At 65.8% G+C, this 25,302-nt stretch carries 26 protein-coding genes; 18 read left to right on the forward strand and 8 right to left on the reverse strand.

The genetic code is table 11. The annotated features are described in order from the left end of the window. Positions 1 to 19 precede the first annotated feature (19 nt). Genes ACP7A3_RS06805 through ACP7A3_RS06815 form a run of 3 tightly spaced genes read right to left on the reverse strand, consistent with a single transcriptional unit; the run spans position 20 to position 1,742 of the window. Positions 20 to 538 carry a flagella basal body P-ring formation protein FlgA gene (locus ACP7A3_RS06805; RefSeq protein WP_426256531.1) on the reverse strand — a complete coding sequence of 173 codons (519 nt, stop codon included), beginning with the start codon at positions 536 to 538 and terminating at the stop codon, positions 20 to 22. Beyond that, entirely contained in the window at positions 535 to 1,101 is a 567-nt protein-coding gene (locus ACP7A3_RS06810) for a hypothetical protein (protein ID WP_426256532.1), read from the reverse strand. Before ACP7A3_RS06810 ends, ACP7A3_RS06805 begins: the two co-directional genes overlap by 4 nt. Continuing rightward, complete coding sequence (locus tag ACP7A3_RS06815; protein WP_426256533.1) at positions 1,098 to 1,742, reverse strand: motility protein A; 645 nt, start codon at positions 1,740 to 1,742, stop codon at positions 1,098 to 1,100. Before ACP7A3_RS06815 ends, ACP7A3_RS06810 begins: the two co-directional genes overlap by 4 nt. 449 nt (positions 1,743 to 2,191) lie before the next feature. On the opposite strand from ACP7A3_RS06815, the gene flgB reads away from it, so the two are divergent. The 13 genes from flgB to ACP7A3_RS06880 all read left to right on the forward strand — a co-directional run bounded on the left by flgB (position 2,192) and on the right by ACP7A3_RS06880 (position 13,015). Next, the gene (flgB, locus tag ACP7A3_RS06820; RefSeq protein WP_024310425.1) at positions 2,192 to 2,539 is read left to right on the forward strand and encodes a flagellar basal body rod protein FlgB; all 348 of its coding nucleotides are present in this window, start codon (positions 2,192 to 2,194) and stop codon (positions 2,537 to 2,539) included. A 4-nt stretch (positions 2,540 to 2,543) separates the two neighbouring features. Next, on the forward strand, positions 2,544 to 2,951 hold the full coding sequence (gene flgC, locus ACP7A3_RS06825) for a flagellar basal body rod protein FlgC (RefSeq protein WP_017977371.1): 408 nt from the start codon (positions 2,544 to 2,546) through the stop codon (positions 2,949 to 2,951). Between the two features lie 3 nt (positions 2,952 to 2,954). Then, positions 2,955 to 3,683, forward strand: a complete 729-nt coding sequence (locus ACP7A3_RS06830; protein ID WP_017977372.1) for a flagellar hook assembly protein FlgD — start codon at positions 2,955 to 2,957, stop codon at positions 3,681 to 3,683. Positions 3,684 to 3,719: 36 nt separating this feature from the next. After that, the gene (locus ACP7A3_RS06835; protein WP_017977373.1) at positions 3,720 to 4,988 is read left to right on the forward strand and encodes a flagellar hook protein FlgE; all 1,269 of its coding nucleotides are present in this window, start codon (positions 3,720 to 3,722) and stop codon (positions 4,986 to 4,988) included. A gap of 29 nt (positions 4,989 to 5,017) precedes the next feature. Then, a complete protein-coding gene (locus ACP7A3_RS06840) occupies positions 5,018 to 5,770 on the forward strand; it encodes a flagellar basal body rod protein FlgF (protein WP_017977374.1) in 753 nt (250 codons plus the stop codon). Between the two features lie 12 nt (positions 5,771 to 5,782). Further along, positions 5,783 to 6,571, forward strand: a complete 789-nt coding sequence (flgG, locus tag ACP7A3_RS06845; protein WP_024310426.1) for a flagellar basal-body rod protein FlgG — start codon at positions 5,783 to 5,785, stop codon at positions 6,569 to 6,571. Position 6,572: 1 nt separating this feature from the next. Continuing rightward, positions 6,573 to 7,310 (forward strand): flagellar basal body L-ring protein FlgH, encoded by a 738-nt coding sequence (locus ACP7A3_RS06850; RefSeq protein WP_063687287.1) that lies wholly within the window; start codon positions 6,573 to 6,575, stop codon positions 7,308 to 7,310. Positions 7,311 to 7,358: 48 nt separating this feature from the next. Next, complete coding sequence (locus tag ACP7A3_RS06855; protein WP_017977377.1) at positions 7,359 to 8,459, forward strand: flagellar basal body P-ring protein FlgI; 1,101 nt, start codon at positions 7,359 to 7,361, stop codon at positions 8,457 to 8,459. Continuing rightward, on the forward strand, positions 8,456 to 8,788 hold the full coding sequence (locus ACP7A3_RS06860; protein WP_147035819.1) for a rod-binding protein: 333 nt from the start codon (positions 8,456 to 8,458) through the stop codon (positions 8,786 to 8,788). Before ACP7A3_RS06855 ends, ACP7A3_RS06860 begins: the two co-directional genes overlap by 4 nt. Further along, positions 8,785 to 10,128: a flagellar hook-associated protein FlgK gene (gene flgK / locus ACP7A3_RS06865; protein WP_017977379.1), complete on the forward strand. Its 1,344-nt coding sequence runs from the start codon at positions 8,785 to 8,787 to the stop codon at positions 10,126 to 10,128. Before ACP7A3_RS06860 ends, flgK begins: the two co-directional genes overlap by 4 nt. Positions 10,129 to 10,136: 8 nt before the next feature. Further along, positions 10,137 to 11,039, forward strand: coding sequence for a flagellar hook-associated protein FlgL (flgL, locus tag ACP7A3_RS06870; RefSeq protein WP_017977380.1), 903 nt, complete (start codon positions 10,137 to 10,139; stop codon positions 11,037 to 11,039). 203 nt (positions 11,040 to 11,242) lie between these two features. After that, entirely contained in the window at positions 11,243 to 12,106 is an 864-nt protein-coding gene (gene motA, locus ACP7A3_RS06875; protein ID WP_020486342.1) for a flagellar motor stator protein MotA, read from the forward strand. Positions 12,107 to 12,112: 6 nt separating this feature from the next. After that, complete coding sequence (locus ACP7A3_RS06880) at positions 12,113 to 13,015, forward strand: flagellar motor protein MotB (RefSeq protein ID WP_017977382.1); 903 nt, start codon at positions 12,113 to 12,115, stop codon at positions 13,013 to 13,015. Between the two features lie 128 nt (positions 13,016 to 13,143). Here the strand turns inward: ACP7A3_RS06880 and ACP7A3_RS06885 are convergent, their stop codons facing one another. The 3 genes from ACP7A3_RS06885 to ACP7A3_RS06895 form a co-directional block, all read right to left on the reverse strand. After that, positions 13,144 to 13,635, reverse strand: a complete 492-nt coding sequence (locus tag ACP7A3_RS06885) for a MucR family transcriptional regulator (RefSeq protein ID WP_017977383.1) — start codon at positions 13,633 to 13,635, stop codon at positions 13,144 to 13,146. Between the two features lie 129 nt (positions 13,636 to 13,764). After that, positions 13,765 to 14,928 (reverse strand): alpha-hydroxy-acid oxidizing protein, encoded by a 1,164-nt coding sequence (locus ACP7A3_RS06890; protein ID WP_426256534.1) that lies wholly within the window; start codon positions 14,926 to 14,928, stop codon positions 13,765 to 13,767. A gap of 119 nt (positions 14,929 to 15,047) precedes the next feature. Then, the gene (locus tag ACP7A3_RS06895) at positions 15,048 to 15,836 is read right to left on the reverse strand and encodes a class II aldolase/adducin family protein (RefSeq protein WP_426256535.1); all 789 of its coding nucleotides are present in this window, start codon (positions 15,834 to 15,836) and stop codon (positions 15,048 to 15,050) included. Positions 15,837 to 16,149: 313 nt separating this feature from the next. Here ACP7A3_RS06895 and ACP7A3_RS06900 point away from each other — a divergent pair, with 313 nt between their 5' ends. Further along, entirely contained in the window at positions 16,150 to 16,377 is a 228-nt protein-coding gene (locus ACP7A3_RS06900; protein WP_426256568.1) for a BrnT family toxin, read from the forward strand. After that, positions 16,361 to 16,633, forward strand: a complete 273-nt coding sequence (locus ACP7A3_RS06905) for a BrnA antitoxin family protein (protein WP_116462815.1) — start codon at positions 16,361 to 16,363, stop codon at positions 16,631 to 16,633. Before ACP7A3_RS06900 ends, ACP7A3_RS06905 begins: the two co-directional genes overlap by 17 nt. A gap of 216 nt (positions 16,634 to 16,849) precedes the next feature. Here the strand turns inward: ACP7A3_RS06905 and ACP7A3_RS06910 are convergent, their stop codons facing one another. Further along, the gene (locus ACP7A3_RS06910; protein ID WP_426256569.1) at positions 16,850 to 17,155 is read right to left on the reverse strand and encodes a hypothetical protein; all 306 of its coding nucleotides are present in this window, start codon (positions 17,153 to 17,155) and stop codon (positions 16,850 to 16,852) included. Positions 17,156 to 17,769: 614 nt separating this feature from the next. Here ACP7A3_RS06910 and ACP7A3_RS06915 point away from each other — a divergent pair. Beyond that, the gene (locus ACP7A3_RS06915; protein ID WP_426256536.1) at positions 17,770 to 18,330 is read left to right on the forward strand and encodes a hypothetical protein; all 561 of its coding nucleotides are present in this window, start codon (positions 17,770 to 17,772) and stop codon (positions 18,328 to 18,330) included. Positions 18,331 to 18,344: 14 nt separating this feature from the next. Here ACP7A3_RS06915 and uvrA read toward each other — a convergent pair whose 3' ends face one another. Next, positions 18,345 to 21,221: an excinuclease ABC subunit UvrA gene (uvrA, locus tag ACP7A3_RS06920; RefSeq protein ID WP_426256537.1), complete on the reverse strand. Its 2,877-nt coding sequence runs from the start codon at positions 21,219 to 21,221 to the stop codon at positions 18,345 to 18,347. 130 nt (positions 21,222 to 21,351) lie between these two features. Here uvrA and ACP7A3_RS06925 point away from each other — a divergent pair, with 130 nt between their 5' ends. Beyond that, on the forward strand, positions 21,352 to 21,738 hold the full coding sequence (locus ACP7A3_RS06925) for a hypothetical protein (protein ID WP_426256538.1): 387 nt from the start codon (positions 21,352 to 21,354) through the stop codon (positions 21,736 to 21,738). A gap of 414 nt (positions 21,739 to 22,152) precedes the next feature. Continuing rightward, positions 22,153 to 25,200 carry a TonB-dependent receptor domain-containing protein gene (locus ACP7A3_RS06930; protein WP_426256539.1) on the forward strand — a complete coding sequence of 1,016 codons (3,048 nt, stop codon included), beginning with the start codon at positions 22,153 to 22,155 and terminating at the stop codon, positions 25,198 to 25,200. The last annotated feature ends 102 nt before the right edge of the window (positions 25,201 to 25,302 follow it).

The raw sequence follows: 25,302 nt of genomic DNA on the forward strand, positions 1-25,302 counted from the left end.
CGCGAAAAAAGATGCCGCCTCAGTCGGTCCAGCCGGGCAGCGTGGCGCGGCCCGCTTCGACCGCGACTGCCTGTACGGGCGTGTTGCTGCCATCGACCTTGATCATCACGCGGCCGCCCGGCGGTGCGTCACCGACGGCGACGCCTTCGCGGCTGATCGAAAAGCCGGGCGAGCCCGCCTCGATCAGCACGGGATCGCCGCGACGGATCACCGGCTCCGCCTTGGTAGGCGCGAGCATGGCGGGCACCGCGCCCGCGGCGGGCGCGTCGGCGGGGCGGATCACGGGGACGAAGATGCGCCAGTCCGGCCCCGTGCAGGACACGACGACCGCGTCATGCGCGTCGCTGCGCCAGGCGAGCGAGACGGTGGGGCATTGCGCGAGACGCAGCCGCGCATCGATCGCGGTGCGCGCGCCGCCCTCCGCCCCGATCGGGCGGCTGGTGAAGGCGGCGACCGCGCGGTCGAGTCCGCCGGTGTCCTGGAACACAGGCAGCGTGCCCATCGGCGCGGCGGCAAGGAGCAGGGGCAGGAGGATCATGGCTGATGTCCGTGTTGAGGGTCGGTGCGGGGGCCGCTCGTGGTCGGAGCGTCTCCGGCAAAGGCGAGCGTGACGATGGCGGCGCGGCGTCCGGGCCGCGGCGCGGTGGTAACGGTGATGCGGCGGCTGACCGGCGCCAGCAACGCCGCGAGCGCGCGGGCACGATCGGCGGCGAGGATCGCGGGACTGCCGGTCGCGGCATCGACGTCGGCGGGGCTGCCGTCGGTCGACCCGGTGACGGTGAGCGCGACGCGCGGGTCGCGCGCCGCCTCTTCGGCCCAGGCGATGACGGCCGCGGAACCGCCGGGCAGCGCCGCCGATCCGGGAGCGAAATCGAAGAGCCCCGCGACCATGACCGGCATCGGCGGGGGCGGGGGGGCGTGCAGTGCCGCCTCACCCCCGAAACTGCGCCGGAGCGCATCGGTGACGGCGCGTGGGCGTTCGCTCGCCTGCAACAGGACGAAGAAGCCGACGAGCAGCAGCGCGAGATCGGCGAGCGTCACCAGCCACACGGGCCGGGCGGGCGCCGGTTCCGGCCAGCGGGGAAGCGCGGGGGCGGTCATGCGACGCTGTGCAACTGGTGGCGCGGCGTTTCGCGCAGCGCGAGCGCGACGAGCGGGGCTTCGATCCGGGCGCGTTCGAACGCCTCGATCTTGCCCGCAGCGCGCAGGCGATGGCAGACCGGCATGAAGAGGAGGTTGGCGAACAGTGCGCCGTACAGCGTCGCGAGCAGCGCCACCGCCATCGCGCCGCCGATCGCCTGCGGGTCGGTCATCTGCGCGAACATGCCGGCAAGGCCGATCAGCGTACCGACCATGCCCATCGCGGGCGCGGCCTCTGCGGCGCCGGACCAGACGTCGGCGGCGGCGGCTTGGCGGTCGATCCGCTTTTGCCGGTGGAAGCGCAGCAGCGCCTCGACCTCGCGGGCGACCGCTCCGTCGACGATCGCGGCGATCGCGGCGGCGACATCGGGATCGGCGATCACCGATTTGTCGAGCGCGACGACACCGTGGCGCTTGGCGATCCGGTCCTGCGCGGCGATCTGTTCGAGCAGCGGATCGGCGGAGAAGGCGCGGCGCGGCAGGACGTGGAGCGCCACCACCGCGCGGCCGACGTCGCGGAGCGGCGCACGCAGCACCGTGGCGACGAGCGTGCCGCCGCCGACGATGGCGAATGCGATCGGATCGAAGAGCTGGGCGATCATGCGCGGATATAATGCAAGGGGTGGGCCAGTTGGGTTTGGAGGGGCGTCTGTTCGGCTGGACGCCCCCTTCGTCATCCCGGCGAAGGCCGGGATCCATGGATACGATGCGGCGACCGTTGACGTGCGCCATTGGCCTCACCGCCTCCATGGATCCCGGCGTGCGCCGGGATGACGAAAGTAGCGGACAAGCTTTATCTGCGACGAACGCGACAAGCCGTCCCCATGCGGCCCGGTGGACCCCGGACCAAGTCCGGGGTGACGAAGAAGGGCGGCAAGGCTTGCCGTCCGCCCGGCAAATCCCGGCAAGCTGTTGCCGGTCGGGTTGCCGCCCGCCCGGCAACGGGGTGAAATCGCGAAAAAACCGGACCCCCGCCCTCCTGCCGCAAAAAACTGGCACGGCGGTTGCTTAGCGTCTCGGCAGCGCAATGGTGCGCCGGAGATTTGGCCCGATGGCCGCTGACAGTCTGTTCGGAATTCACGGATCCGCCCTGGAAGTGCGTTCGCAGCGCATGGGCGTGCTCGCGTCGAATATCGCCAACGCCTCGACCCCCGGGTTCAAGGCGAAGGATATCGATTTCAAGTCGGCGCTCGCGTCGATGGAGAGCGATATCGGCGAAAAGGGGATCGCCGCCGCGACCAAATATCGCGTGCCGGTGCAGACCTCGATGGATGGCAACACCGTCGAGCTGAACCAGGAACAGACCGCCTTCGCCGAAAATGCCGTCCAGTATCAGACGACGCTGTCGTTCCTGAACGGACGCATCGGCCAGATCACCCGCGCGCTGAAGGGGGAGTAAGGCCATGGCCGATCCGATGAGCGTCTTTCAGGTGGCAGGCCGCGCGATGAGCGCGCAGCTCGTCCGCCTGAACACGACCGCATCCAACCTTGCCAATGCCGGCGGTACGACCGGGTCGGCGGACACCGCCTACAAGACGATGAAGCCGGTGTTCCGCACCAGCTTCGACGCCGCGAGCGGCCTTGCCACCGTCGACGTCGAAAAGATCGTCACCGCGGGCGAAGCGCCGACCAAGATCTACGACCCCAACAACCCGGTCGCGGACAAGGACGGCAATATCTACCAGGCCGCCGTCGATGAAAGCCGCGAGTTCGTCGACATGATGGAGACGGCGCGCTCGTACCAGAACAATGTCGAGGTGCTGAACACTGCCAAGCAGCTCACCATCGATACCCTCAAGCTGGGCCGCTAACCCATGACCACCACGACCTCCACATCGGGTTCGTCGTTCGACACGACGCTCGCCAACCTCGGCATCAAGCGCGCCGCGAGCAACACCGGCACGACGACCGCCAGCGGTGCATCGACCGTTACCGGCGTCACCAAGACGACGCTGGACCAGTCCGACTTCCTGACGCTGCTGACCACGCAGCTGAAGAACCAGGACCCGTTCGCGCCGATGGACAACACGCAGATGGTCGCCCAGATGGCGCAATTCTCGTCCGTCGCCGGCATCAGCGAGATGAACAAATCGCTGACCGGCATCTCGAACAAGCTCGGCTCGACCAGCGCGAGCGATGCGATGAGCTACGTCGGCAAGACCGTGCTGACCGAAGGATCGACCGCCTATCCGCGCTCGTCCGGCGGGATCGACGGCGCGGTCGAGCTGGACGACGACGCGACGCAGGTCACCGTGTCGATCAGCGACGCCAACGGCGGCATGCTGCGCCAGCTCGATCTTGGCGCGCAGAAGAAGGGTTCGATCGCCTTCGACTGGGACGGCAAGGACGGCTCGGGTCAGGACGCGGGCAAGGGTCCCTTCACCATCAGTGCCTTCGCCACCGGTGGCGACAAGACGATCACCAGCCGCACGCTCGTCTGGGCGCCGGTCGAATCCGTGTCCCTGCCATCCAGCGGCAAGCCCGTTCTGAAGGTCGTCGGCGTCGGTGACGTCGATCCGTCCAACGTTCGTTCCGCCGCCTGATCTTCCCCCCGTTTTCCGAATTCCAGGAGAAACCCAATGTCCTTCTTCACCTCGCTGTCCGGTCTTCAGGCTTCGCAGACCGACATGGACACCATCTCGCACAACCTCGCCAACGTCTCGACCACGGGCTTCAAGAAGAGCCGCGTCGAGTTTTCGGACGTCATCGCATCGAGCGTGTCGACCGATCCGCGCAAGATGGTGGGGTCGGGCGTCATCGTGAAGGCGACACAGCAGCAGTTCAAGAACGGCAATTTGCAGGGCACGACCAACGCGCTCGACCTCGCGGTCATGGGCGAAGGCTTCTTCACCGTGAAGACGACCGGCGCCAGCGACGCGATCGCCTATACCCGCAACGGTTCGTTCTCGGTCGACGCCAGCCGCAACGTCGTCGACAGCCAGGGCAGCTTCCTGATGGTCTATCCGGTCGACGGCGACGGCAACGTCACCGCCACCGGTGAAGATGGCCTGACCAACCTGCAGCTGCAGCAGACCAGCGGTACGCCGAAGGCGACGCAGTCCGTATCGACCGCGATCAACCTGTCGGGCACGACGACCGTCAACAAGAAGACGTTCGATCGCACCGACACGACCACCTACAACAACTCGGTCGCGACGCGCGTCTACGACGCGAACGGCAATCCGATGACGATGACCAGCTATTACGTGCGCACCGCGGTGCCCGATGCCACCAAGGGCACGGACAGCACGTGGGCGGTCTATACGTTCGTCGGCGACAAGCAGCTGGAAGTCGGCGGCAAGAAGGATCCCGTCCAAATCACCTTTGCCAACACTGGCGCGATCAAGACGCCGGCGACGCCGATCCAGTACGACACGTTCATCCCGCTGTCGGGCGCTGCCGCGCAGAACCTGACGCTGAACCTCGGCAACTCGACGCAGCTGGCGTCGGCCTTCGCGGTCAACAGCAAGAGCCAGGACGGCGTGCCCGTCGGTCAGCTGGCCGGCGTGACGGTGACGTCGGAAGGCCTGATCCAGGCGAGCTTCTCGAACGGCGACATCGTGCCGCTGGGCAAGGTGGCGCTGGCGAAGTTCTCCACGCCGACCGGCCTGCGCCAGATCGGCAACAGCTATTGGTCGGCGACGGGTCTGTCGGGCACCGCGACGATGGGGTCGGCGGCCGCCGACGGCTTCGGCTCGCTGATGTCGGGTCAGATCGAAGGATCGAACGTCGACATCACCGAAGAACTGGTCAACCTGATCGCCGCGCAGCGCAACTTCCAGGCGAACTCGAAGGCGCTCGATACCGCGAACCAGGTCTCGCAGACCATCATCCAGATCCGCGGCTAAACGAGTCGGTGGGGACGCGGGAGCGCTAGATGGACAAATTGGTCTACACGGCGGCGACGGGTCTGCGCGCGCACATGCAGGCGCAGGCCGCGATCGCCAACAACATGGCGAACGCGTCCACCACGGGCTTTCGCGCCGATCGCGTCATCTTCGACCGGATCGAGCTGAAGGGCGGTGGTGCCCAGCTGGAAGCGCGTGCGCCGACCAGCGAGGAAGTCACCGACGCCGATCGCGCGCCGGGTGCCATCCAGCATACCGGCCGCGCGCTCGACGTCGCCGTCACCGGCGTCAACGACTGGCTGGCGGTGCAGGCGAGCGACGGCAGCGAGGCCTATACCCGTCGCGGCGACCTAGAGGTCGCGCCGTCGGGCGTGTTGCAGACCGGCGACGGCTTCATCGTGCAGGGTCAGAACGGCCCGATCACGCTGCCGCCGTACACCAGCCTGACGATCGCCGGCGACGGGACGATCAGCATCATCCCGCAAGGGGGCGATGCCGCCAATCCCCAGGTGGTCGACCGGCTGAAGATCGTCGACACCAAGGGGTCGCAGACGGTCAAGGGCCTCGACAACCTGCTGCGCGTGAAGGGCGGCGGCACGCTGCCCGCGAACCTCGACGCCAAGGTGCAGGGCGGCGCGCTGGAGGGCTCCAACGTCAATATGACGCAGGTGCTCGTCGATATGCTGGAAAACCAGCGCAGCTACGAAATTCAGGCCAATCTGATGAAATCGGCCAAGGAACTGGACGAAGGCGGCTCATCCGTGATGCGCCTGCCGAGCTAAGGGACGAAGAGCATGTCATCCTCCGCCATGCATATCGCGCGCACCGGGCTCGACGCCCAGGATACGCGCATGCGAGTCATTTCGAACAACCTCGCGAACGTCAACACGACGGCGTTCAAGAAGGATCGCGCCGCGTTCGAGACGCTGGCCTATCAGACGGTCACGGCGCCGGGGTCCCAGTCGACCGCGGAAACCAAATATGCGACCGGCCTCAACCTCGGCACCGGTGTGCGCGTGCAGGGCACGGCGCGGATCGACACGCAGGGGTCGCTGACGCAGACGGGCAACAGCTTCGACCTGGCGCTGGATGGCGACGGCTATTTCCAGATCCAGATGCCGGGTGGCCAGCTGGGCTATACGCGCGCGGGCAACTTCAACCGCAGCCCGGAAGGCCTGCTGGTGACGTCGGAGGGCTATCAGGTCCAGCCGGGCATCACCGTGCCGGCGAACGCGACCTCGGTGTCGATCGGCACCGACGGCACCGTCACCGCGCAGATCCCGGGGCAGACGACGGGCAGCACGCTGGGCCAGATCCAGATCGCGAGCTTCCCCAACCCCACCGGCCTGCAATCGACCGGCGACAATTACCTGCGCGAGACCGCCTCGTCGGGTGCCGCCAACCTCGGCATTGCCGGGCAGGATGGTCGCGGCAATGTGCGCCAGGGCAGCCTGGAAGCGTCGAACGTCAACGTCGTCGAGGAACTCGTCGACATGATCGAGACGCAGCGCGCCTATGAGGTCAATTCGAAGATGATCTCGTCCTCCGACGAAATGCTCAAATACGTGAACCAGAACCTGTAACATGGCCTCCGCACCCAACCCCTTCCGCCCCGGCGCCTTCGTCGTCAGCCATTGGGCCGAGATCGCGCTCGCCGCGGCGTCCAGCCTGCTCGTGCTCGCCGCGCTTACGCCCGGCGAGGCGAACGCCAGCATCTTCGGCAAGAAGAAGCCGGCGGAGGACTTCACCGTCGTGCGCGCGCCGATGACGCCGCCGCCGGCCCCGGCCAATGGCGCGATCTTCCAAGCGAGCGACGGCTATGCGCCGCTGTACGAAGGCTGGCGCGCCCGCCGCGTCGGCGATCCGCTGACGATCGTGCTGGTCGAGAACACCGCCGCCTCCAAATCGTCGAGCTCGAAGCTCGATTCGAGCGGGCAGGGCGGCATCACGCCGCCGACCACCGGACCGCTGAGCCTGTTCGGCGCGACCGATGCGTCGATGAGCGGCACGCGCGGCTTCAACGGACAGGGGCAGGCGAACCAGGCCAATTCGCTATCGGGCGAAGTCTCCGTGACGGTCGCGGCGGTCTATCCGAACGGGACGATGCTGGTGCAGGGGCAGAAGCGCGTGACGCTGAACCGCGGCGACGAATTCGTGCGGATCAAGGGGCTGGTGCGCAGCGCCGATATCAGCGCCGACAATCGCGTGCTGTCGACCCGCGTGGCCGATGCGCAGATCTCCTACACCGGCAAGGGCGACGTCGCGCGCGCCGGGCGGCAGGGCTGGCTCAGCCGCTTCTTCTCCGTCGTGTCGCCGTTCTGACGGCCGTCTTGACGCGTTGTTAACCATAGGAAGTGCAGGCTGCTGCCCATGTTCCGCCGTCTGATCCTCTCGCTCGCCGCCGCTCTGGCCTTCGTCGCTGCGCCTGCGCAGGCCGACCGGATCAAGGACCTCGGCGGTTTCCAGGGCATCCGCTCGAACCAGCTGACCGGCTATGGTGTGGTCGTCGGCCTGCCCGGCACGGGTGACGACAATCTCGAATATACCGTCCAGTCGCTCAAAGCCGTCGCGTCGCGCTTCGGCCTGCAGCTACCGCCGGGGGCCAATCCGGGGATGAAGAACGCGGCGGTCGTGATGATCACCGCCGATCTGCCGCCCTTCGCTAAGCCGGGACAGAAGCTGGACATCACCGTCGCTTCGATGGGCAAGGCCAAGTCCCTGCGCGGCGGCAGCCTGGTGCTGACGCCGCTGCTGGGTGCGGATAACCAGATTTATGCGATGGCGCAGGGCAACCTTGCCGTTGGCGGCTTGGGGGCCGAGGGCGCGGACGGATCGAAGATCGTCGTCAACGTGCCGTCCGCCGGGCGCATTCCCGATGGCGCCACCGTCGAACGTGCGGTCGCGACCGGCTTCGATTCGACGCCCAACCTCACCTTCAACCTCGCGCGGGCCGATTTCACCACGGCGCAGAATGTCGCGCAGGCGATCAATGCGAAGCTCGGCTTCGGCACCGCCGAGGCGATCGACGGCGTGTCGATCGCGGTGCGCGCGCCGCCGGGGGCCGACGTGCGCGCGACGCTGATGTCGACGATCGAGAACCTCGACGTCGTGTCGGCCGAGCCGCCGGCAAAAGTAATTGTAAATGCACGCACCGGAACGGTCGTTATCAATTCTGCGGTCAGGGTGGGTCCGGCCGCGGTGACGCACGGCAAGCTGACCGTGCGCATCGACGAGAACCAGCGGATCAGCCAGCCTGCTCCGTTCAGCCAGGGGCAGACCGCGCTGGAGCGCAAGTCCAACGTGTCGGTCGAGGAGGAGAAGAAGCCGATGTTCCTGCTCACGCCCGGGCCGAAGCTCGCCGATGTGGTGAAGGCGGTGAACGCGATCGGTGCGTCGCCCGCCGATCTCGTCGCGATCCTGGAGGCGCTGAAGGAAGCCGGCAGCCTCAAGGCGGAGTTGATCGTCCTGTGACCGGGCCGTCGATCTCGACTGGCGTCGCCGGTGCCGGAGGAATCTCGACCGATACGTCGCGCCTCAAGACTGCGGACAATCTGAAGAAGGCGGGTCAGCAGTTCGAAGCGGTGTTCACCGGCATGATGCTGAAGAGCATGCGGCAGGCGAAGCTGGCCGATCCGTTGTTCGATTCGAAGGCGATCGATACCTTCACCGAGATGCAGGATGCCCGCGTCGCGCAGACGATGTCGGAGACGACGCCGCTGGGCATCGGCAAGGCGATGACCGCCTTCCTCGCCAAGAAGCAATCGGATCTTAACGACTCCACGGCAGATCCGCCCAAATGAGCGATATGCTGTCGATCGGCGCGTCCGGCGTCCGCGCGTATCAAACCGCGCTTGCGACCGTTGGCGAGAACATCGCCAACGTGAATTCGGCCGGCTACACGCGTCGACAGGTCGCGCTGAACGAAGTGGCCGGCGTCGGCACGACCTTCGCTTATGCCGCGGGCAACGGCGTCACGCTGACCGGCGTAACCCGATCGACCGACATCTATTCCAGCCGCGCGCTGCGCGCCGCGAACAGCGACCTGTCGCGCACCACCAGCGGTGCGGCATGGCTAGACCGTATCCAGGGCGCGCTGACCGGCAATGCGCTGACGTCGCGCGTCACCAATTTCTTCGGCGCAGCGCAGGCGCTCGCCGCCGAACCCGATTCGACCGCGTTGCGCACCGGCATGGTCAGCGCCGCGACCTCCGCCGCGATCGCCTTCACTGCGACGGGAAAGGCGTTCGACCAGATCGATGCCGATATCGATACCGCCGGCAACCAGGCCGCGCAGGATTTGACGTCGCTCGGCGTGTCGCTGTCCAAGATCAACGAAGGCATCAGTCGCTCGCAGCCGGGCAGCACCGCGGCGGCGCAGCTGATGGACCAGCGCGACGACGTCCTGTCGCAGATGAGCAACCTCAGCGACATCACCACCACGTTCGATTCGATCGGGCGGGCGACGGTCAACCTGGGCGGATCGAGCGGCGCGCCGTTCGTGCGCGGCACCGGTGCCGGCACCGTCACCTATGCGCGCGACGACACCGGCAAGATCGCCTTCAGCATTACGGTGGGGATCGAGAAGACGCAGATCACCCCCGGCGGCGGCACGCTGGGCGGTCTGGTGGATGGCGCGCAGCGCGCCTCGTCGATCCGCGACGTGCTCAATTCGGTCGCGGGGCAGTTCGTCAAGACGGTCAACGACAACCAGGCGGCGGGCAAGGACCAGAACAACCAGACCGGCGCCGCGATGTTCGTCATCGACCAGACGCGGCCGGCGACCGAAATGAGCGTCGCTACCGGTTTCGTCGGCAGCCAGATCGCGGCCGGCACCGGTGGCGGATCGCGCGATGCGTCGAACCTCGCCGCGCTGGAAGCGACGCGTAACAGCAAGGGCTATGAGGCGCAGCTGACGACGCTCGTCACCGACAATGCCACCGCCTACAAGCAGAAGAACACGATCGCGGACGCGCAGACGTCGATCCGCGATGGCGCGGCGACGGCACTGTCGTCCTCGACCGGCGTCAATCTCGATTCGGAGGCGGTCGATCTCATTCGCTTCCAACAGGCCTATGCCGCCTCGAGCCGCGTGATCCAGGTCGCGCGCGAGACGATGCAGACGCTTCTGGATATGCGGTAGGATTGCCCATGCAGATTTCGACCAGCCTGTTCTACAGCAACGCCTCCAGCCGCTTAACCAAGATGAGCGACAAGGCGCAGGAACTGCAGACGCAGATCGCGACCGGCAAGAAGCTGATCAAACCGTCCGACGACCCCGCCGGCGCGCAGCAGCTTGCCGAACTCGATCGTCGCGACGCCGATGCGGCGGTGTATGGCACCAACCTGACGCTGGCGAGCTCGCTGCTCGATCAGGCGGATGGTGTGCTCAAGCAGATCACCGCACAGCTGACCCGCGCGACCGAACTCGCGACGCAGGCGGCGACCGGCACGCAGACCGACGCCGCGCGCAAGAGCATCGCGACCGAAATCACCTCGGTCGTCCAGTCGCTGGTCACGCTTGCCAATTCGCGCAACGTGCGCGGCCAGCCGCTGTTTGGCACCGTCGACGGCACCAAGGCGGTGACCGACAATGGCAACGGCACCTTTACCTTCCCGGCGAACAACACGCTCGTGTCCGAAGTGCCGATCGCCGATGGCCAGACGATCCAGGCGACCGAGAGCGCCAAGACGATCTTCGACCTGGGCAATGGCGACAATACGCTGGCGATGCTGAGCCGCATGGCGGCGACGCTGAACGGCGGCGGCGACGTGTCATCGTCGATGAGCACGGCGCTCGATTCGCTGAGCCAGGCCGTCGACCAGGTCGCCAACGTGCAGGCTTCGGTCGGGTCGCGGTCGGCGCGCGTCGATCTGCAACAGCAATTGCTGACCACGGCGAATACCGATCGCGCCGATCTGCGCGGCAAGCTGGAGCAGGTCGACGTCACCGACGCGATCGTCCAGTTGCAGCAGATGATGACCGCGCTGTCGGCGTCGCAGGCGAGCTTCACCAAGCTCTCGCAGCTCTCGCTGTTCGATTACCTGAAATAACCTAGGCCAAGGCCGACACGCGTAACGTCCCGTCGCCGCGCGAGCGGCGGTCGTGGTTGCGTGCCGTTCGTGCGGCGAGGCGTTGCCACAGGTTTTTGTCCGGAACGGCCAAATCCGGGGCATGGTAACCACTTGTCTAGGAAATGCGGTTAACCCGGTAAGCCACAAGAGTCGGCATCGCCGGCTAAACGGGGGTTCCCACAGTGTTTCCTGCGATCGGTCTCGTCGTTCTACTTGGCATGGTGTTCGGCGGTTTCGCCATCACCGGCGGTGCCCTTGGCCCCGTGTTCGAGGCGATCCCGCACGAGATGCTCATCATCGGCGGCGCCGCAGCGGGCGCGCTGATCATCGGTAACTCCGGCGCCGAGTTGAAGGCGATGGGCGGCGGCCTCGCCAAGGTGTTCAAGGGGCCCAAATACAAGAAGCAGGACTATCTCGACGTCATCTTCCTCGTCAGCAAACTGATGAAGATGCTGCGCATGGACGGTCCGATCGCGCTCGAACCGCATGTCGAGGACCCCAAGTCGTCGTCGGTGTTCAGCGAATATCCGCGCCTGCTCGCCGATCATACGCTGGTCAATCTGATCGCCGATACGCTGCGTCTGGTCGTCGTGTCGTCGGGCACGCTCGACGTGCATGCGGTGGAAGAGGTGATGGACCATGCGATCAAGTCGCACCATCACGAGGTCGAGGGTCCGGAGCATACGCTGACCAGCCTCGCCGATTCGCTACCAGCGCTCGGCATCGTCGCCGCGGTGCTCGGCATCGTGAAGACGATGGGGTCGATCGACAAGCCACCTTCGGTGCTCGGCGGCATGATCGGCTCGGCGCTGGTGGGCACATTCATGGGCGTGCTTCTGGCCTATGGCATCGTCAATCCGCTCGCCGGGCGCCTCAAGCAGATCATCCATGCCGACGCCGCCATCTATCACGTCGTCAAGCAGATCATCATCGCCTCGCTGCACGGCCACCCGCAGCCGCTGGTGATCGAGGCCGCCCGCTCCGGCATCGCGCACAAGAACCAGCCCGGCTTTGCCGAAGTGTTCGACGGCTTGCGCGGCAAGTAAGATCCGATGGCGCGCGCAGCACCGCACGGCAACAACCAGCCGCCCAAGATCGTCATCGTCAAGAAGATCACCATCGCCGGTGGTGGTCACCATGGCGGTGCGTGGAAGGTGGCCTATGCCGACTTCGTGACCGCGATGATGGCGTTCTTCCTGCTCCTGTGGCTGCTCGGCGCGACCACGGAGAAGCAGCGCAAGGGCATCGCCGACTATTTCGCGCCGACGCTGATCGACAAGAAGTCGCTGGGCCTGGGCGGCAATGGCGTGCTGGGCGGCGAATCGATCCTCAGCAACAACAAGCTGGGTCCGAAGGCGGCGGCGGCACCGATCGCGTCGATCGGTGTGCCGATCATGCAGACCGGCGGCGACCGCAGCGGCACGGGCGACAAGGGATCGCTGCGCAATCCGACCGCGACCGCGCTCGACCAGAAGGCGTTCGAGGCGATCAAGCAGGAGATCGAGAAGCAGATCATGAGTTCGAAGAGCCTGTCGAAGCTCGCGAGCCATATCCGCTTCGTGCCGACGCAGGACGGGCTGCGCATCGATCTGGTCGACGATGCCGACTATTCGATGTTCGCGCTGGGTACGACGGCGCTGGATTCGCGGGCGTCGGACCTGATCGGGATGATCGCCGGCACGATCGCGGGGACGCCCAACACGATCATGATCCGCGGCCACACCGACAGCGTGCCCTATGGCGACCCCAGGGCGATGAACAACTGGATGCTGTCGTCCGGCCGCGCGGAATCGACGCGGCGGCGGCTGGCGCTGGGCGGCATCCCGGAATCGCGCTTCGAACGGATCGAGGGCGTGGCGGATCGCGAGCCGATCGTCGTCAACGACCCCGGCGATCCGCGCAATCGCCGCGTGGCGATCACCCTGCTGTATCGCAAGGGCGCGTTCGGCCAATAGCGGCCCCCAATAGCGGCCCCTCGTCATCGCCGGATACGAAAGACCCGCGCGGAGGGCATCCCTTCCGCGCGGGTCTTGCGTTCGTTCCCTCCAACGCCGTGGGGGCGGCGGCGGAGGGGCGTGGCCGATCAGGCCTCGACGGCGTCCGCCGGCTTGCGACCGCGCTTGGCAGCGGCGGCGCCATCGCCCTTGCGCGCGCCCGGCTTGCGGCCGAGACCGATCTTCTTGGCCATCGCGCGGCGGCTTTCCGAATAGGTTTCGGCGACCATCGGGTAATCCGGCTTCAGGCCATAACGTTCGCGATATTCGGCCGGCGTCATGCCATGGGTGGCGAGGTGACGACGCAAGGTCTTGTACGGCTTGCCGTCGATCATCGAGATGATGTGATCCTTCGACGCCAGCGACTTACGCACCGAAACCGCGGGCGTATATTCAGTCGCCGGTGCGCTTTCCGTTTCCGTGGTGCCGGTGCCAAGCAGCGCCGAGACGGTGTCGTGCATCTTGCCGAGGAAGGCCGGAACCTCATCAGCGGAAATACGGGTGTTGGGGTTGCCGAGCCAAGCAATCGTCAGTTCGGTTGCCAGTTCGACGGCATTCAGGTCGGACGTTTCATCAGTCATAGTTTGCTCCTTTGACTGACAATAGCCCTAGACATGAGACAAGGCGCGTCAACCCTGCGGCGACCCGAATTGATAGGTAGATCAAGTCAAATGTAGAAAAGGGAATGAAAATACTGTCATCAAGACAGATCAGGCCGTTCGTGACGCGCCTGCGGCCCGCACGGCGGCGAGATCGGGATAGCCGTTGACCGCCATCAGCAGATCCGCCTCCGCCAGGATACAGCGCAGGACATGCGCCGCGCCGGCAGCACCGTCGAGCGCCAGTCCGTAGCTATAGGGGCGGCCGACACCGACCGCGGCGGCGCCCAGCGCCAGCGCCTTCACCACGTCGCTGCCAGAGCGGACGCCGGAATCGAACAGGACGGGCGTGCGGCCCGCCGCGGCGACGACGTCCGGCAGCATGTCGATCGCGGCGATGCCGCCGTTCGCCTGCCGGCCGCCGTGGTTCGAGCAATAGATGGCGTCGGCCCCGGTATCGATCGCGCGTTTCGCGTCGTCGGGATGGCAGATGCCCTTCAGGATCAGCGGCAGTTTCGTGAGCGAGCGCAGCCAGGGCATGTCGTCCCAGGTCAGTACTTTGCCGAACGTCGCCGCCCAGCTGCGCACCGCGGCGGCGGGGTCCTGCTCGGGCGGGACCGGCAGCAGGCGGCGGAAGACGGGGTCGCTGAAGTAATTGGCCAGGACATGGCCGCGGAGCTGCGGGAAGTTGCCGGTGTTGAGGTCGCGGGGGCGCCAACCGGTGACCCAGGTGTCGAGCGTCACCACGATGCCCTTGTAGCCCGCCGCCTCCGCGCGGGAGACGAGGCTGGCGGCGAGGTCGCGATCCTTGGGCGTATAGAGCTGGAAGAAGCCGGGGGTGTCGCCCATCGCCTGCGCCACGTCCTCCAGCGGGTCGTTGGACAAAGTGGAGGCGACCAGCGGCACGCGCGTCTCGGCGGCGGCGCGGGCGGCGGCGAGGTCGCCGTGGCCGTCGGGGGTCATCAGCCCGGTGACACCGATCGGCGCCATGAAGATCGGGCTGGGCAGGCGCAGGCCGAACAGGTCGATCGACAGGTCGCGGGTCGCGCAATCGACCATCATCCGCGGCACCATGCCCCAGTGGCGGAAGGCGGCGGCGTTATGGTCCTGCGTATATTCGTCGCCGCAGCCGCCCTGAACGTAATCGCGCACCGATGCCGGCATCGCCGCGGTGGCGCGGGCGGCGAGCGTGGCGTAGTCGACGGGCACCTTGGGCACTACGCCCGACAGGCCGGCGAAGTAGATGGCGTTCTGATAGTCGCCGTAATGGGGCATGGCTGGCGGCTTTCCTGTGGGGAGCCGTCACCCCGGACTTGATCCGGGGTCCCGCTTTGCCGGGCGGTCCGAAGAAGCGGGACCCCGGGTCGAGCCCGGGGTGACGACAAAGGGGGCGTTCAGTCGCGATAGCTGGGGTCGATCCGGTCGAGCTTGCGCAGCAGCGCGGGCCAAGCGAGGCCTTGCGCGAGCATCGCCATGCCGGCGCCGCTCGACTGTTCCTCGACCTTTTCGGCGACGCCTTGGTTGGGGGTGTTGAGGTTCTCCCGCCCCGCGCTGAGCATCAGGATCTGCGCTTCGCAGGCGCGTTCGAGGAAGTACATGCGCACGAACGCCTGGGCGACGCTGGCGCCGACCGCGAGCGTGCCGTGGTTGCGCAGGATCATGCTGCTCTTGGTGCCCAGGTCCGCGACCAGCCGCTCGCGCTCGTCCAGCTCGGTCGCGATGCCTTCGAAGTCGTGATAGGCGACGTCGTGGCCGGCGATCATCGCGGTCTGCGTATGGGGCAGCAGTCCTTCGCGCATCGCCGACACCGCCTGCCCGTGCGGCGTGTGGAGGTGGAGCACCGCGGCGGCATCCTCCCGCGCGGCATGGATCGCCGAATGGATGACGAAGCCGGCGCGGTTCACCGGCGCGGGCGTATCGTCGATCTTGTTGCCGTCGAGGTCGATCTTGACCAGCGACGAGGCGGTGATCTCTTCGAACATCAGATTGTAGGGGTTGATGAGGAAGTGATGCTCCGGCCCCGGCACGCGCGCGGACAGATGCGTGAAGATCAGATCGTCCCAGCCATAATGCGCGACCAGGCGATAGGCGGCGGCAAGATCGACGCGCAGCGCCCATTCCTCGGGGCTGATCGAGTCGCGCCGCGACGCCGTAACGGAATCGGGACGTAGAGCGGTGGCCATGGATGATCCTCTCTCTTTTCTATGGGCTTAGGATGCCATGGATCGGGGCGAGGGGACAGGGCGTGCGGCCGCGGAAAGTCACAAAAGTCACGCCCACGCACGTGTTTCGCGGAAGCCAGCATTGCGGGCGGCAGGGCGGCGGGATCGGGCATCAGCGGCGCGCGGCTCCGGCGGACAGCGAGTCGCGCGGTGTAGGCGAGGCGGGGCGTGTAGGACAGTTTGTCTCGTGGAATGTCCAACATGGATGTATGTGTAGCTACATAAAGGGGGCGGATGTGGAGACAGCTTCGATCCCAAGAAACGCGATAAGGTCCTGCGTGAGCGTGGCCTCGACCTTGCCGCCGCAGCTCGGGTGTTCGAGGGGCGAAGCCGGACCGTCATCGACGACCGTGTCGATTACGGTGAGGTGCGGCAGATCACGTATGGCTGGATGGAGCAGGTCGCGGTGGCGGTGGTCTGGACGGAGCGCGACGGCGCATGCCGCGTGATCTCGATGCGACGGATGCACCAATGGGAGATCAGATATGTCGGATTGGATTGATCCCGATGACGCCCCCGAATTGACGGAGGACATGGCGGCGATCGCTGAGGTTCGCGTCGGCGGCAGGGTCGTTCGCCCGGCGAGCGGCTATCTCGGACCCGATGGTGTCGTACGTGGCCGTCCACCGTTGCGCGAGCAGGCCAAGCGCCAGGTGACACTGCGGCTCGACCCCGATGTGATTGAGCGATTCCGCGCGGACGGACCGGGCTGGCAGGGGCGGATGAACGCGGCGCTGCGCAAGGCGGCGGGGCTTTAGGGTTCCTCGCGATCGGCGCGTCTGCCGGGAGGTAGGATTGTGTTCGCGCGGAGGCGCGGAGGGCGCAGAGAGGGGGCGTGCGCGGCAGCGTCTTTTGCTTGTCTCGCCGTGCAGGGAGGGCGGGAGCGTCCGGCAGGCGCGACGCCTCCGCGTCCTCCGCGCCTCCGCGTGCGAACACTGTCCAGACCTCGGCAGCGTGCGCGCGGGTGGCGAGCGTCAGGTTGTCCGGTGCCGATCGATGATCCGCCGTGCCTCTGCCATCACCTGATCGTGCGGGATTTTGGGGGCGGTGGAAGCCATCGCCCGCTCCACCTTGGCGCGGAACCACGCGCCATGCGCGGCGGCATCCTCGCTGGTCGCGAACTCCGACCCGATGGGGTTAGGTCGGTCATGAGTGAAATCTAGCGGGTCGTATCGGCAGGCAGAACAGAGGTGTGACGCTGCGGCTTGATCCGACGTGATCGAGCGGTTCCGTGCGGACCGGCCGGGCTGGTAGGGGCGGATGAGCGCGACACTGCGCAGGGCGGCGGGGCTTTAGGATTCCTTGCGATCGGCGGACCTGCCGGGAGGAAGAACAAGGTTTGTTCACGCGGAGGCGCGGAGGACGCAGAGAGGGTTCGCGCGCCGCAGCGTCGTTCGCTTATTGCGCCGTGCGGGGAGGGCCTACGCGTGTGGCAGGCGCGACACCTCCGCGTTCTCCGCGCCTCCGCGTGAATCTTATTTCGAACGTCGGCGACGAGTGCATCGGTGGCGAGCGTCAGGTCTTCCGGTGCCGATCGATGATCGCCCGCTCTACCTTGGCGCGTAACCACGCGACATGCGCGACGGCATCCTCGCCGGCCGCAACATCCAACTTGAGTAAGCCGAAACGGCCATATCAGGACTGAATTTAGTTTGGATAAGTTGGGCATTCGAGAGTTACAGCCGCGTAGTTTTAACCGATCCGAATAAAGGGAGGTTTTCTAGACGGCAGCCTTGCGGGAAATAAAACTTAGGTTACGATAAAGCGGGTTATCCGTGTTAAGTGGATCTGATTCTTGGGCTTGGATAGGATACATCTCCGCAAGCTTTTGAAGCTCATGATGTTGAGCGATAAGCTTCGTTCTACCGCGATACGGCGTGATGCTCGAGAGGTCATGAAGCGCCGGGACGAAGGGCCGTCGCCAGGCGGTGACTTTCATTTGCCCTTTTGGAGTGCCGCTAAGGCGCACGCGGCCGGCAAGGTCGACCTTGGAGAGGCCATTGCTGACCAAATCGACAGAAACTGGAGACGAAAAAAGCTGTATCCTCGTCTCCGTGATGGATTTCTTCGATGGTGGCAGGAAAAACGCCGCTGGATAAATGAGGAAATTCGTGAAATTCCAAAGACAATTAACTCTAGTTTTGGCTTTGTAGACATAGAGGGAACGGTAAAGGTAGAGAACCTGCTAAGTCTTCAAATAGGTGAAGATAGGCATCGTTACATATATGCGTATTTTGCTGAGAAGCCTCCCTTAACACCCCAGGCTGCGAGACTAGGGCTGTGGCTTATGAGTAAGGCGCTCCCAGAATTAGATATAGAGGATATGCGGATACTGGATGTCCTTCGAGGTGAAACATTTTCGACTGACAGATATCCATTGGAAGGAAACGAAGAAGAATTGTTTACTCTAAGCTATAGGCGCATTCTTCGGGAGTGGAGAGGTTGTTTTAAGTAAGATAACGGGTAAAGTCATTTCAACAACGGCGCCAGATACTTCCCCGTAAAGCTCCGCGGTTCCTTCACCACATCCTCCGGCGTGCCCGTGGCGACGATTTCGCCGCCCTTCACGCCGCCTTCCGGGCCAAGGTCGACGATCCAGTCCGCCGTCTTGATGACGTCGAGATTGTGTTCGATGACGACGACGGTGTTGCCCTGCTCGACCAGCGCGTGGAGGACTTCGAGCAACTTGCGCACGTCTTCGAAGTGCAGGCCCGTCGTCGGTTCGTCGAGGATGTAGAGCGTGTTGCCGGTGGCGCGGCGTGAGAGTTCCTTGGCGAGTTTGACGCGTTGCGCTTCGCCGCCCGACAGGGTGGTCGCCTGCTGGCCGACCTTGACGTAGCCCAGGCCCACCTCGACCAGCATCTCCATCTTGTCGCGGATCGGGGGCACCGCCTTGAAGAACTCCGCGGCATCCTCGACGGTCATGTCGAGCACGTCGGCGATGCTCTTGCCCTTGAACTTCACCTCCAGCGTCTCGCGGTTGTAGCGGGCGCCGTGGCAGACGTCGCAGGTGACGTAGACGTCGGGGAGGAAGTGCATCTCGATCTTGAGCACGCCGTCGCCCTGGCACGCCTCGCAGCGGCCGCCCTTGACGTTGAAGCTGAAGCGGCCGGGCTTGTAGCCGCGCGCCTGCGCCTCCGGCAGGCCGGCGAACCAGTCGCGGATCTGCGTGAAGCTGCCGGTGTAGGTCGCCGGGTTCGACCGCGGCGTGCGGCCGATCGGCGACTGGTCGATGTCGATCACCTTGTCGAGGTGCTGGAGGCCGGTGACCTTGTCGTGCTTGCCCGCCAGGATGCGCGCGCCGTTGAGCGTGCGTGCGGCGGCGGCGTAGAGCGTGTCGATCGTGAAGCTCGACTTGCCCGATCCCGACACGCCGGTGATGCAGGTGAACGTGCCGAGCGGGATCGACGCCGTCACGCCGGTGAGGTTGTTGGCGCGCGCGTTGTGGACGGTGAGCTTCTTGCCGTTGCCCTTGCGGCGCTGCGCGGGAACGGGAACTTCGCGGGTGCCGTTGAGGTAATCGGCGGTGATGCTGGTCTTGCTCTTGAGCAATTGCTTGAGCGTGCCCTGCGCGACGATCTGGCCGCCGTGGACGCCGGCGCCCGGCCCCATGTCGATGACGTAATCGGCGGTGCGGATCGCATCCTCGTCATGCTCGACCACCAGCACGGTGTTGCCGAGGTCGCGCAGGCGGCGGAGCGTCGCGAGCAGCATGTCGTTGTCGCGCTGATGGAGCCCGATGCTGGGTTCGTCGAGCACGTAGAGCACGCCCGACAGGCCGCTGCCGATCTGCGACGCCAGGCGGATGCGTTGGCTCTCGCCGCCGGACAGCGTGCCCGACGTGCGATCGAGATTGAGGTAATCGAGGCCGACGTTGTTGAGGAAGCCCAGGCGCTCGACGATCTCCTTCAGGATGCGTTCGGCGATCGCGCGCTGCTGGTCGCCCAGATGATTGGGCAGATCGGTGAAGAAGGCGAGCGCGTCGACCACGCTGAGGTGCGTGGCGTGGGCGATGTCGGTCTTCGCGATCTTGACCGCGAGCGCTTCGGGCTTGAGGCGCGCGCCGTGGCAGACCTCGCAGGGGCGCGACGACTGGTATTTGCCCAGCTCCTCGCGCATCCACGCGCTCTCGGTCTGGAGCAGGCGGCGGTTGAGGTTGCCGATCACGCCCTCGAACGGTTTCTTGACGTCGTAGCTCTTCTTGCCGTCGACGAAGGTGAGCGTGACCGCCTTGCCCTTGGTGCCGAACAGGATGACGTCCTGCGTTTCGGGGTGGAGGTCCTTCCACGGCGTATCGAGGTCGAACTTGTATTCGCGCGCGAGGGAGCCGAGCACCTGCATGTAATAGGGGCTGGGCGGGTTGGACTTCGCCCAGGGGACGACGGCGCCCTTCTTGATGCTGAGGTCGTGATTGGGGACGACGAGGTCTTCGTCGAACAGCAGCTTTTCGCCCAGGCCGTCGCACGCCGGGCAGGCGCCCTGGGGGGCGTTGAAGCTGAAGAGGCGCGGCTCGATTTCGGCGATGGTGAAGCCGCTGATCGGGCAGGCGAACTTTTCGCTGAACACGATGCGGCCGGCGGGGGCGTTGTCGCCGAGGACTTCGGACTTGGGGGTGTGCGGTTCGACGGGATCGGCCGGGTCGATATAAGCGAGGCCGTCGGCGAGCTTCAGCGCGGTTTCGAAGCTTTCGGCCAGCCGCGTCGCGGCGTCGGCGCGGACGACGAGGCGGTCGACGACGATCTCGATATCGTGCTTGTACTTCTTGTCGAGCGCAGGGGCTTCGTCGATCTCATGGATCGTGCCGTCGATGCGCACGCGGGTGAAGCCCGCCTTCTGCCATTCGGCGAGTTCCTTGCGATATTCGCCCTTCCGCCCGCGCACGACGGGGGCGAGCAGGTACAGGCGCGTGCCCTCGGGCAGCGCCATGACGCGGTCGACCATCTGGCTGACGGTCTGCGCGGCGATCGGCTCGCCGGTGGCGGGCGAATAGGGGATGCCGACGCGCGCCCAGAGCAGGCGCATGTAATCGTAGATCTCGGTGACGGTCGCGACGGTCGAGCGCGGGTTGCGCGATGTCGTCTTCTGCTCGATCGAGATGGCGGGGGACAGGCCCTCGATATGGTCGACGTCGGGCTTCTGCATCAGCTCGAGGAACTGGCGCGCATAGGCCGACAGCGATTCGACGTAGCGGCGCTGCCCCTCGGCATAGATGGTGTCAAAGGCGAGGCTCGATTTGCCAGACCCCGACAGGCCGGTGATGACCGTCAGCGTGTCGCGGGGGATGTCGACGTCGACGTCCTTGAGATTGTGCTCGCGCGCGCCGCGGACGGAGATTTTGGTCAGCATGAAGCGGGTTCTACTTCTGTTCTGTTTCTGATGCTAGTCTGGCAGGTAGGAACGCTTGCGCGCGATTTCGAGCCACATTGAAAGCAAGGCGGCGGTGTCTTACGTCTGTGCCACACGAGGAGATTGCGCGATGGGCAAGAAGCACAAGAAGGCGAAGCTTCCGAAGGAAGTGCTGGGCGTGAAGCTGCCCAAGGAGGTGCGCGAGGTGGGCGGGGCGCTGCTGGAGAAGGCGAACAGCCCGCAGGGGCGCGAGATGCTGGCGGCGGGGCTGACGATGGCGGCGGCCGCGGCGACCGCGGCGCTGGCCAAGGGGCGCGCCGAGCGCGCCACGAAGCCGGACGCGCCGCGCCCGCCCGAGGCGCCGGTGCCGCCCGTGCCGCCGGTGCCTCCTGTCCCGCCGGTGCCGCCCGTCCCGCCGCAGGGGACGCAGACGCAGCCCGACCCGCAGGCGATCGCCGATGCGGTGGGCAAGGCGGCAGAGGCGATGCTGGGGCGGCTGTTTAGTCGGAAAGACTGACGCGGCGGGGTTTTGCGCGGCGCGCGCTATCCGTCCGACATAGGGACCGGTTGTATGGCGCCGGGACCATCCACGCTGCAACCGCGATGATGTCTATGTAGCTCCGCGAGCGATAGCGATCAGTCTGCGCGTCCGTGTGCGCCATCGCCTCGCGCGACGGAGACGCGAGCGCGGCATTTCCGCATTCCGCCAGTCGCGGCAACTTGGGGTCGGTGACCGGGCCTTCTGCGCAACATAGCGCCACTCGCTGTGGCTGTTTTGCAACGCAACGTTGCTGAAAGCGGAAATAGGTCAGCAGTACGTGCTTTACGTGAGCAAGACAGTCACACAAGCGTCACGCAGTCCAGAAGACTGACATTCCAAATTGATGCGCATGGGGCGACCGAAAACGGCGCCGTTGCAAAGGGGATATACGTGACGAAAATCGCTCGATTCGATGTGACGCGCAAGGCGGCTCTGCTCGCCGCGGCGACGCCGCTGGCGCTGGTACTGGGGGCCGCTCCGGCGTTCGCGCAGACCGCGACGCAGACGCCCGCGCAGCTCGAGATCAAGGATCAGCAGACCGATCCGACCACGACGCAGGGCGCAAGCGATCAGGACAAGGCGAGCGACATCGTCGTCACTGGTTCGCTGTTCCGTCGCACCGACACCGAAACCCCGTCGCCGGTCACCGTGCTGACCAGCGACACGCTGGCCAAGGCGGGCATCACCACCGCGTCGGACGCGATCCGTTCGATCTCGGCGGACAGCGCGGGCTCGATCGGCACCGGTTTCCAGTCGGGCTTCTCGGCCGGCGGTTCGGCGGTTTCGCTGCGCGGCCTCGGCGTCTCGTCGACGCTGGTGCTGATCGACGGGCTGCGCTCGGCCAATTTCCCGCTGAACGACGATGGCCATAACGCCTATGTCGACCTCAACTCGATCCCGTTCAGCCTGGTCGACCGGATCGAAGTGCTGAAGGATGGCGCATCGTCGACCTACGGCGCGGATGCGATCGGCGGCGTCGTCAACGTGATCCTGAAGAAGCACTTCACCGGCATCGATGGCCTGGTCGAGGGCGGCGTCGCCGAGCGCGGCGATGCGAGCCACCAGCGCGCGCAGCTAACGCTGGGCTATGGCGATTATGACCGCCAGGGCTTCAACGTCTACCTGAACGGCGAATATCAGCGCGACGGCCGCGTGTCGAACCACAGCCGCGGCTTCCCATACAACACGCAGGACCTGACCTCGATCGGCGGCCTGGACAATAACGCGTCCGACCAGTCGCTGACCGTCAACGTCCCGACCGCCTATGTCACGCGCGTCCGCCAGACCGACCTCAACAACCCGCTCGCCGGCCAGGTCGGCGCGCCGCTGACCACGCGCTACGACGCGCTGGGCCTGGCCAACTGCGCGCGCGACACGTTCGCCGTCACCACCAGTTCGGCGCAGGGCACCGGCTGCAAGTACGACCTGGTCGACCTGTATCGCCAGATTCAGCCGCTGCAGGAGCGCTACTCGCTGCAGGGCCGCGTCAGCGTCCGCATCGCCGACAACGTCGAAGGCTATATCACTGGCAGCTACAGCCGCAGTGATGTCAGCATTAACGGCACGCCCTCGGCGATCCGCAACACGCAGCCGTTCGGCGGCGCACCGTCGGTCGCGTCGAACAACCCCGGCATCGTCCTGCCGGTGTACATCTGCGCGGCGGGCACCAATTGCGCGACCGCGGCGAACCGCCAGCTCAATCCGAACAACCCCTATGCGGCAGCGTTCGCCAACGATCCGACCAACGGCGCGGCGCGCATCTATTATCTGTTCGGCGACATCCCCGGCGGCAGCGATCGCAAGAACGAGGTGTACCGCGCCACCGCAGGCCTGAACGGCAATTTCGGCGACGGCCGTTACAACTGGCGTGTCGAGGGCGTGTACGCACGCGACGAGATTCAGCTGACGCAACGCGGCCTGATCAACATCGCGGGCCTCGCCCAGGCGATCAACACGGGGTCGTACAATTTCGTCAACCCGTCGCAGAACAGCGCGGCGGTGCGCAACGCGATCTCGCCCAACAAGGTGACGCCGTCGTTCTCGACCCAGGCGGCGCTGGATGCGTCGCTGTCCGCACGCCTCGCCGACCTGCCGGGCGGTCCACTCCAGCTCGCCATCGGCGGGCAGGTGCGTCGCGAGACGCTGGAGAACAATAACCAGAATGCCGCGCTGGACACCTACGGCCTGTCGACCGCCTCGGCGTTCGGGTCGCACACCGTGTCGGCCGCCTATTTTGAAGCCGATGCGCCGATCCTCGACCAGGTCGAGCTGAACGTGTCGGGTCGCTACGACCATTATTCGGAAGGTTTCAGCCACTTCTCGCCGAAGGTCGGTGTCAAGTTCACGCCGATCAAGGAACTGGCGATCCGTGGCACCTATGCCGAGGGCTTCCGCGCGCCGACCTTCGCCGAATCGGGTCCGCGCAGCCAGTATGCGGGCTTCGTGTCGACGACCCCGCCGTGTAACTTCATCCTGCAGCACGGCGGCACCGGCACGGCGGCGTCGTGCTCGGCGAACGGCAACCCCTATAACCTCAACTACAATCTGGGCCGCGGCCTTGCAGGCAACCCCAACCTCCAGCCGGAAATCTCGCGCAGCTTCACCGGCGGCGTGATCTTCCAGCCGGTACGCTGGCTGAGCCTGACGGTCGATTATTACAACGTCCGCAAGAAGAACCTGATCGTCACCGGTCCGGACTTTGGCAAGGCGGTCGCGGCCTATTACAATTCAGCGAACCTCGCCGCGGCGCAGACCGCGGTGGCCGGGGTCGGCCAGGGCTATTCGGTGAACACGACCGACGCGGTCGATCCGCTGTTCCCGAACGCGCTGCCGCGTGTCCTCATCATCAACGTGCCGTATGTGAACGCGAACTATGCGCTGACCTCGGGCATCGATTTCTCGGCTACGGCGACCGTGCCGTTGGGCGATGGGATCAAGTTCACCAGCCGCATCGAAGCGACGCACGTCATCAAGTACAACCTCGTCACCTCGGCGGGTGTGCAGCATTATGCCGGCACGATGGGCCCGTACGACCTGTCGTCGGGCAACGGCACGCCGTCGTGGCGCGGCAACTGGCAGAACACGCTGGACTTCGGCGATTACTCGCTGTCGGCGACGGCGTTCTACGTCAGCCGCATCAAGGCGGTGTCGGAAGACCAGGGCCTGCCGCTCGATTGCGCCAACGGCAATTTGTACACGCGTTCGTCGCCACAGAATCAGGCGTTCTGCTACGTCAGCCCGTTCATCAACGTCGATCTGAACGGCACGGTGAAGGTCAACGACAAGTTCACCTTCTTCCTGAACGTGAAGAACGTGTTCGACGCCAAGGCGCCGGTCGCACCGGCCGCCTATTCGAGCGCGCCGAACTTCCTGACCACCTGGCATTACGCCGGCCTGATCGGGCGCCAGTATCGCGCGGGCGCGTCGTTCCGCTTCTAAGCGGGTCATTGACGGCATATCTGGGGGGCTCCGCTGCGGCGGGGCCCCTTTTTTGTTGCGCGGGCAAAGCGCGGGCGGGCATCGTCGCCGCCGAATAGGGAA

It is taken from the genome of Sphingomonas sp. DC5200-1 (assembly GCF_049897245.1).
GTDB lineage: Bacteria > Pseudomonadota > Alphaproteobacteria > Sphingomonadales > Sphingomonadaceae > Sphingomonas > Sphingomonas aquatilis.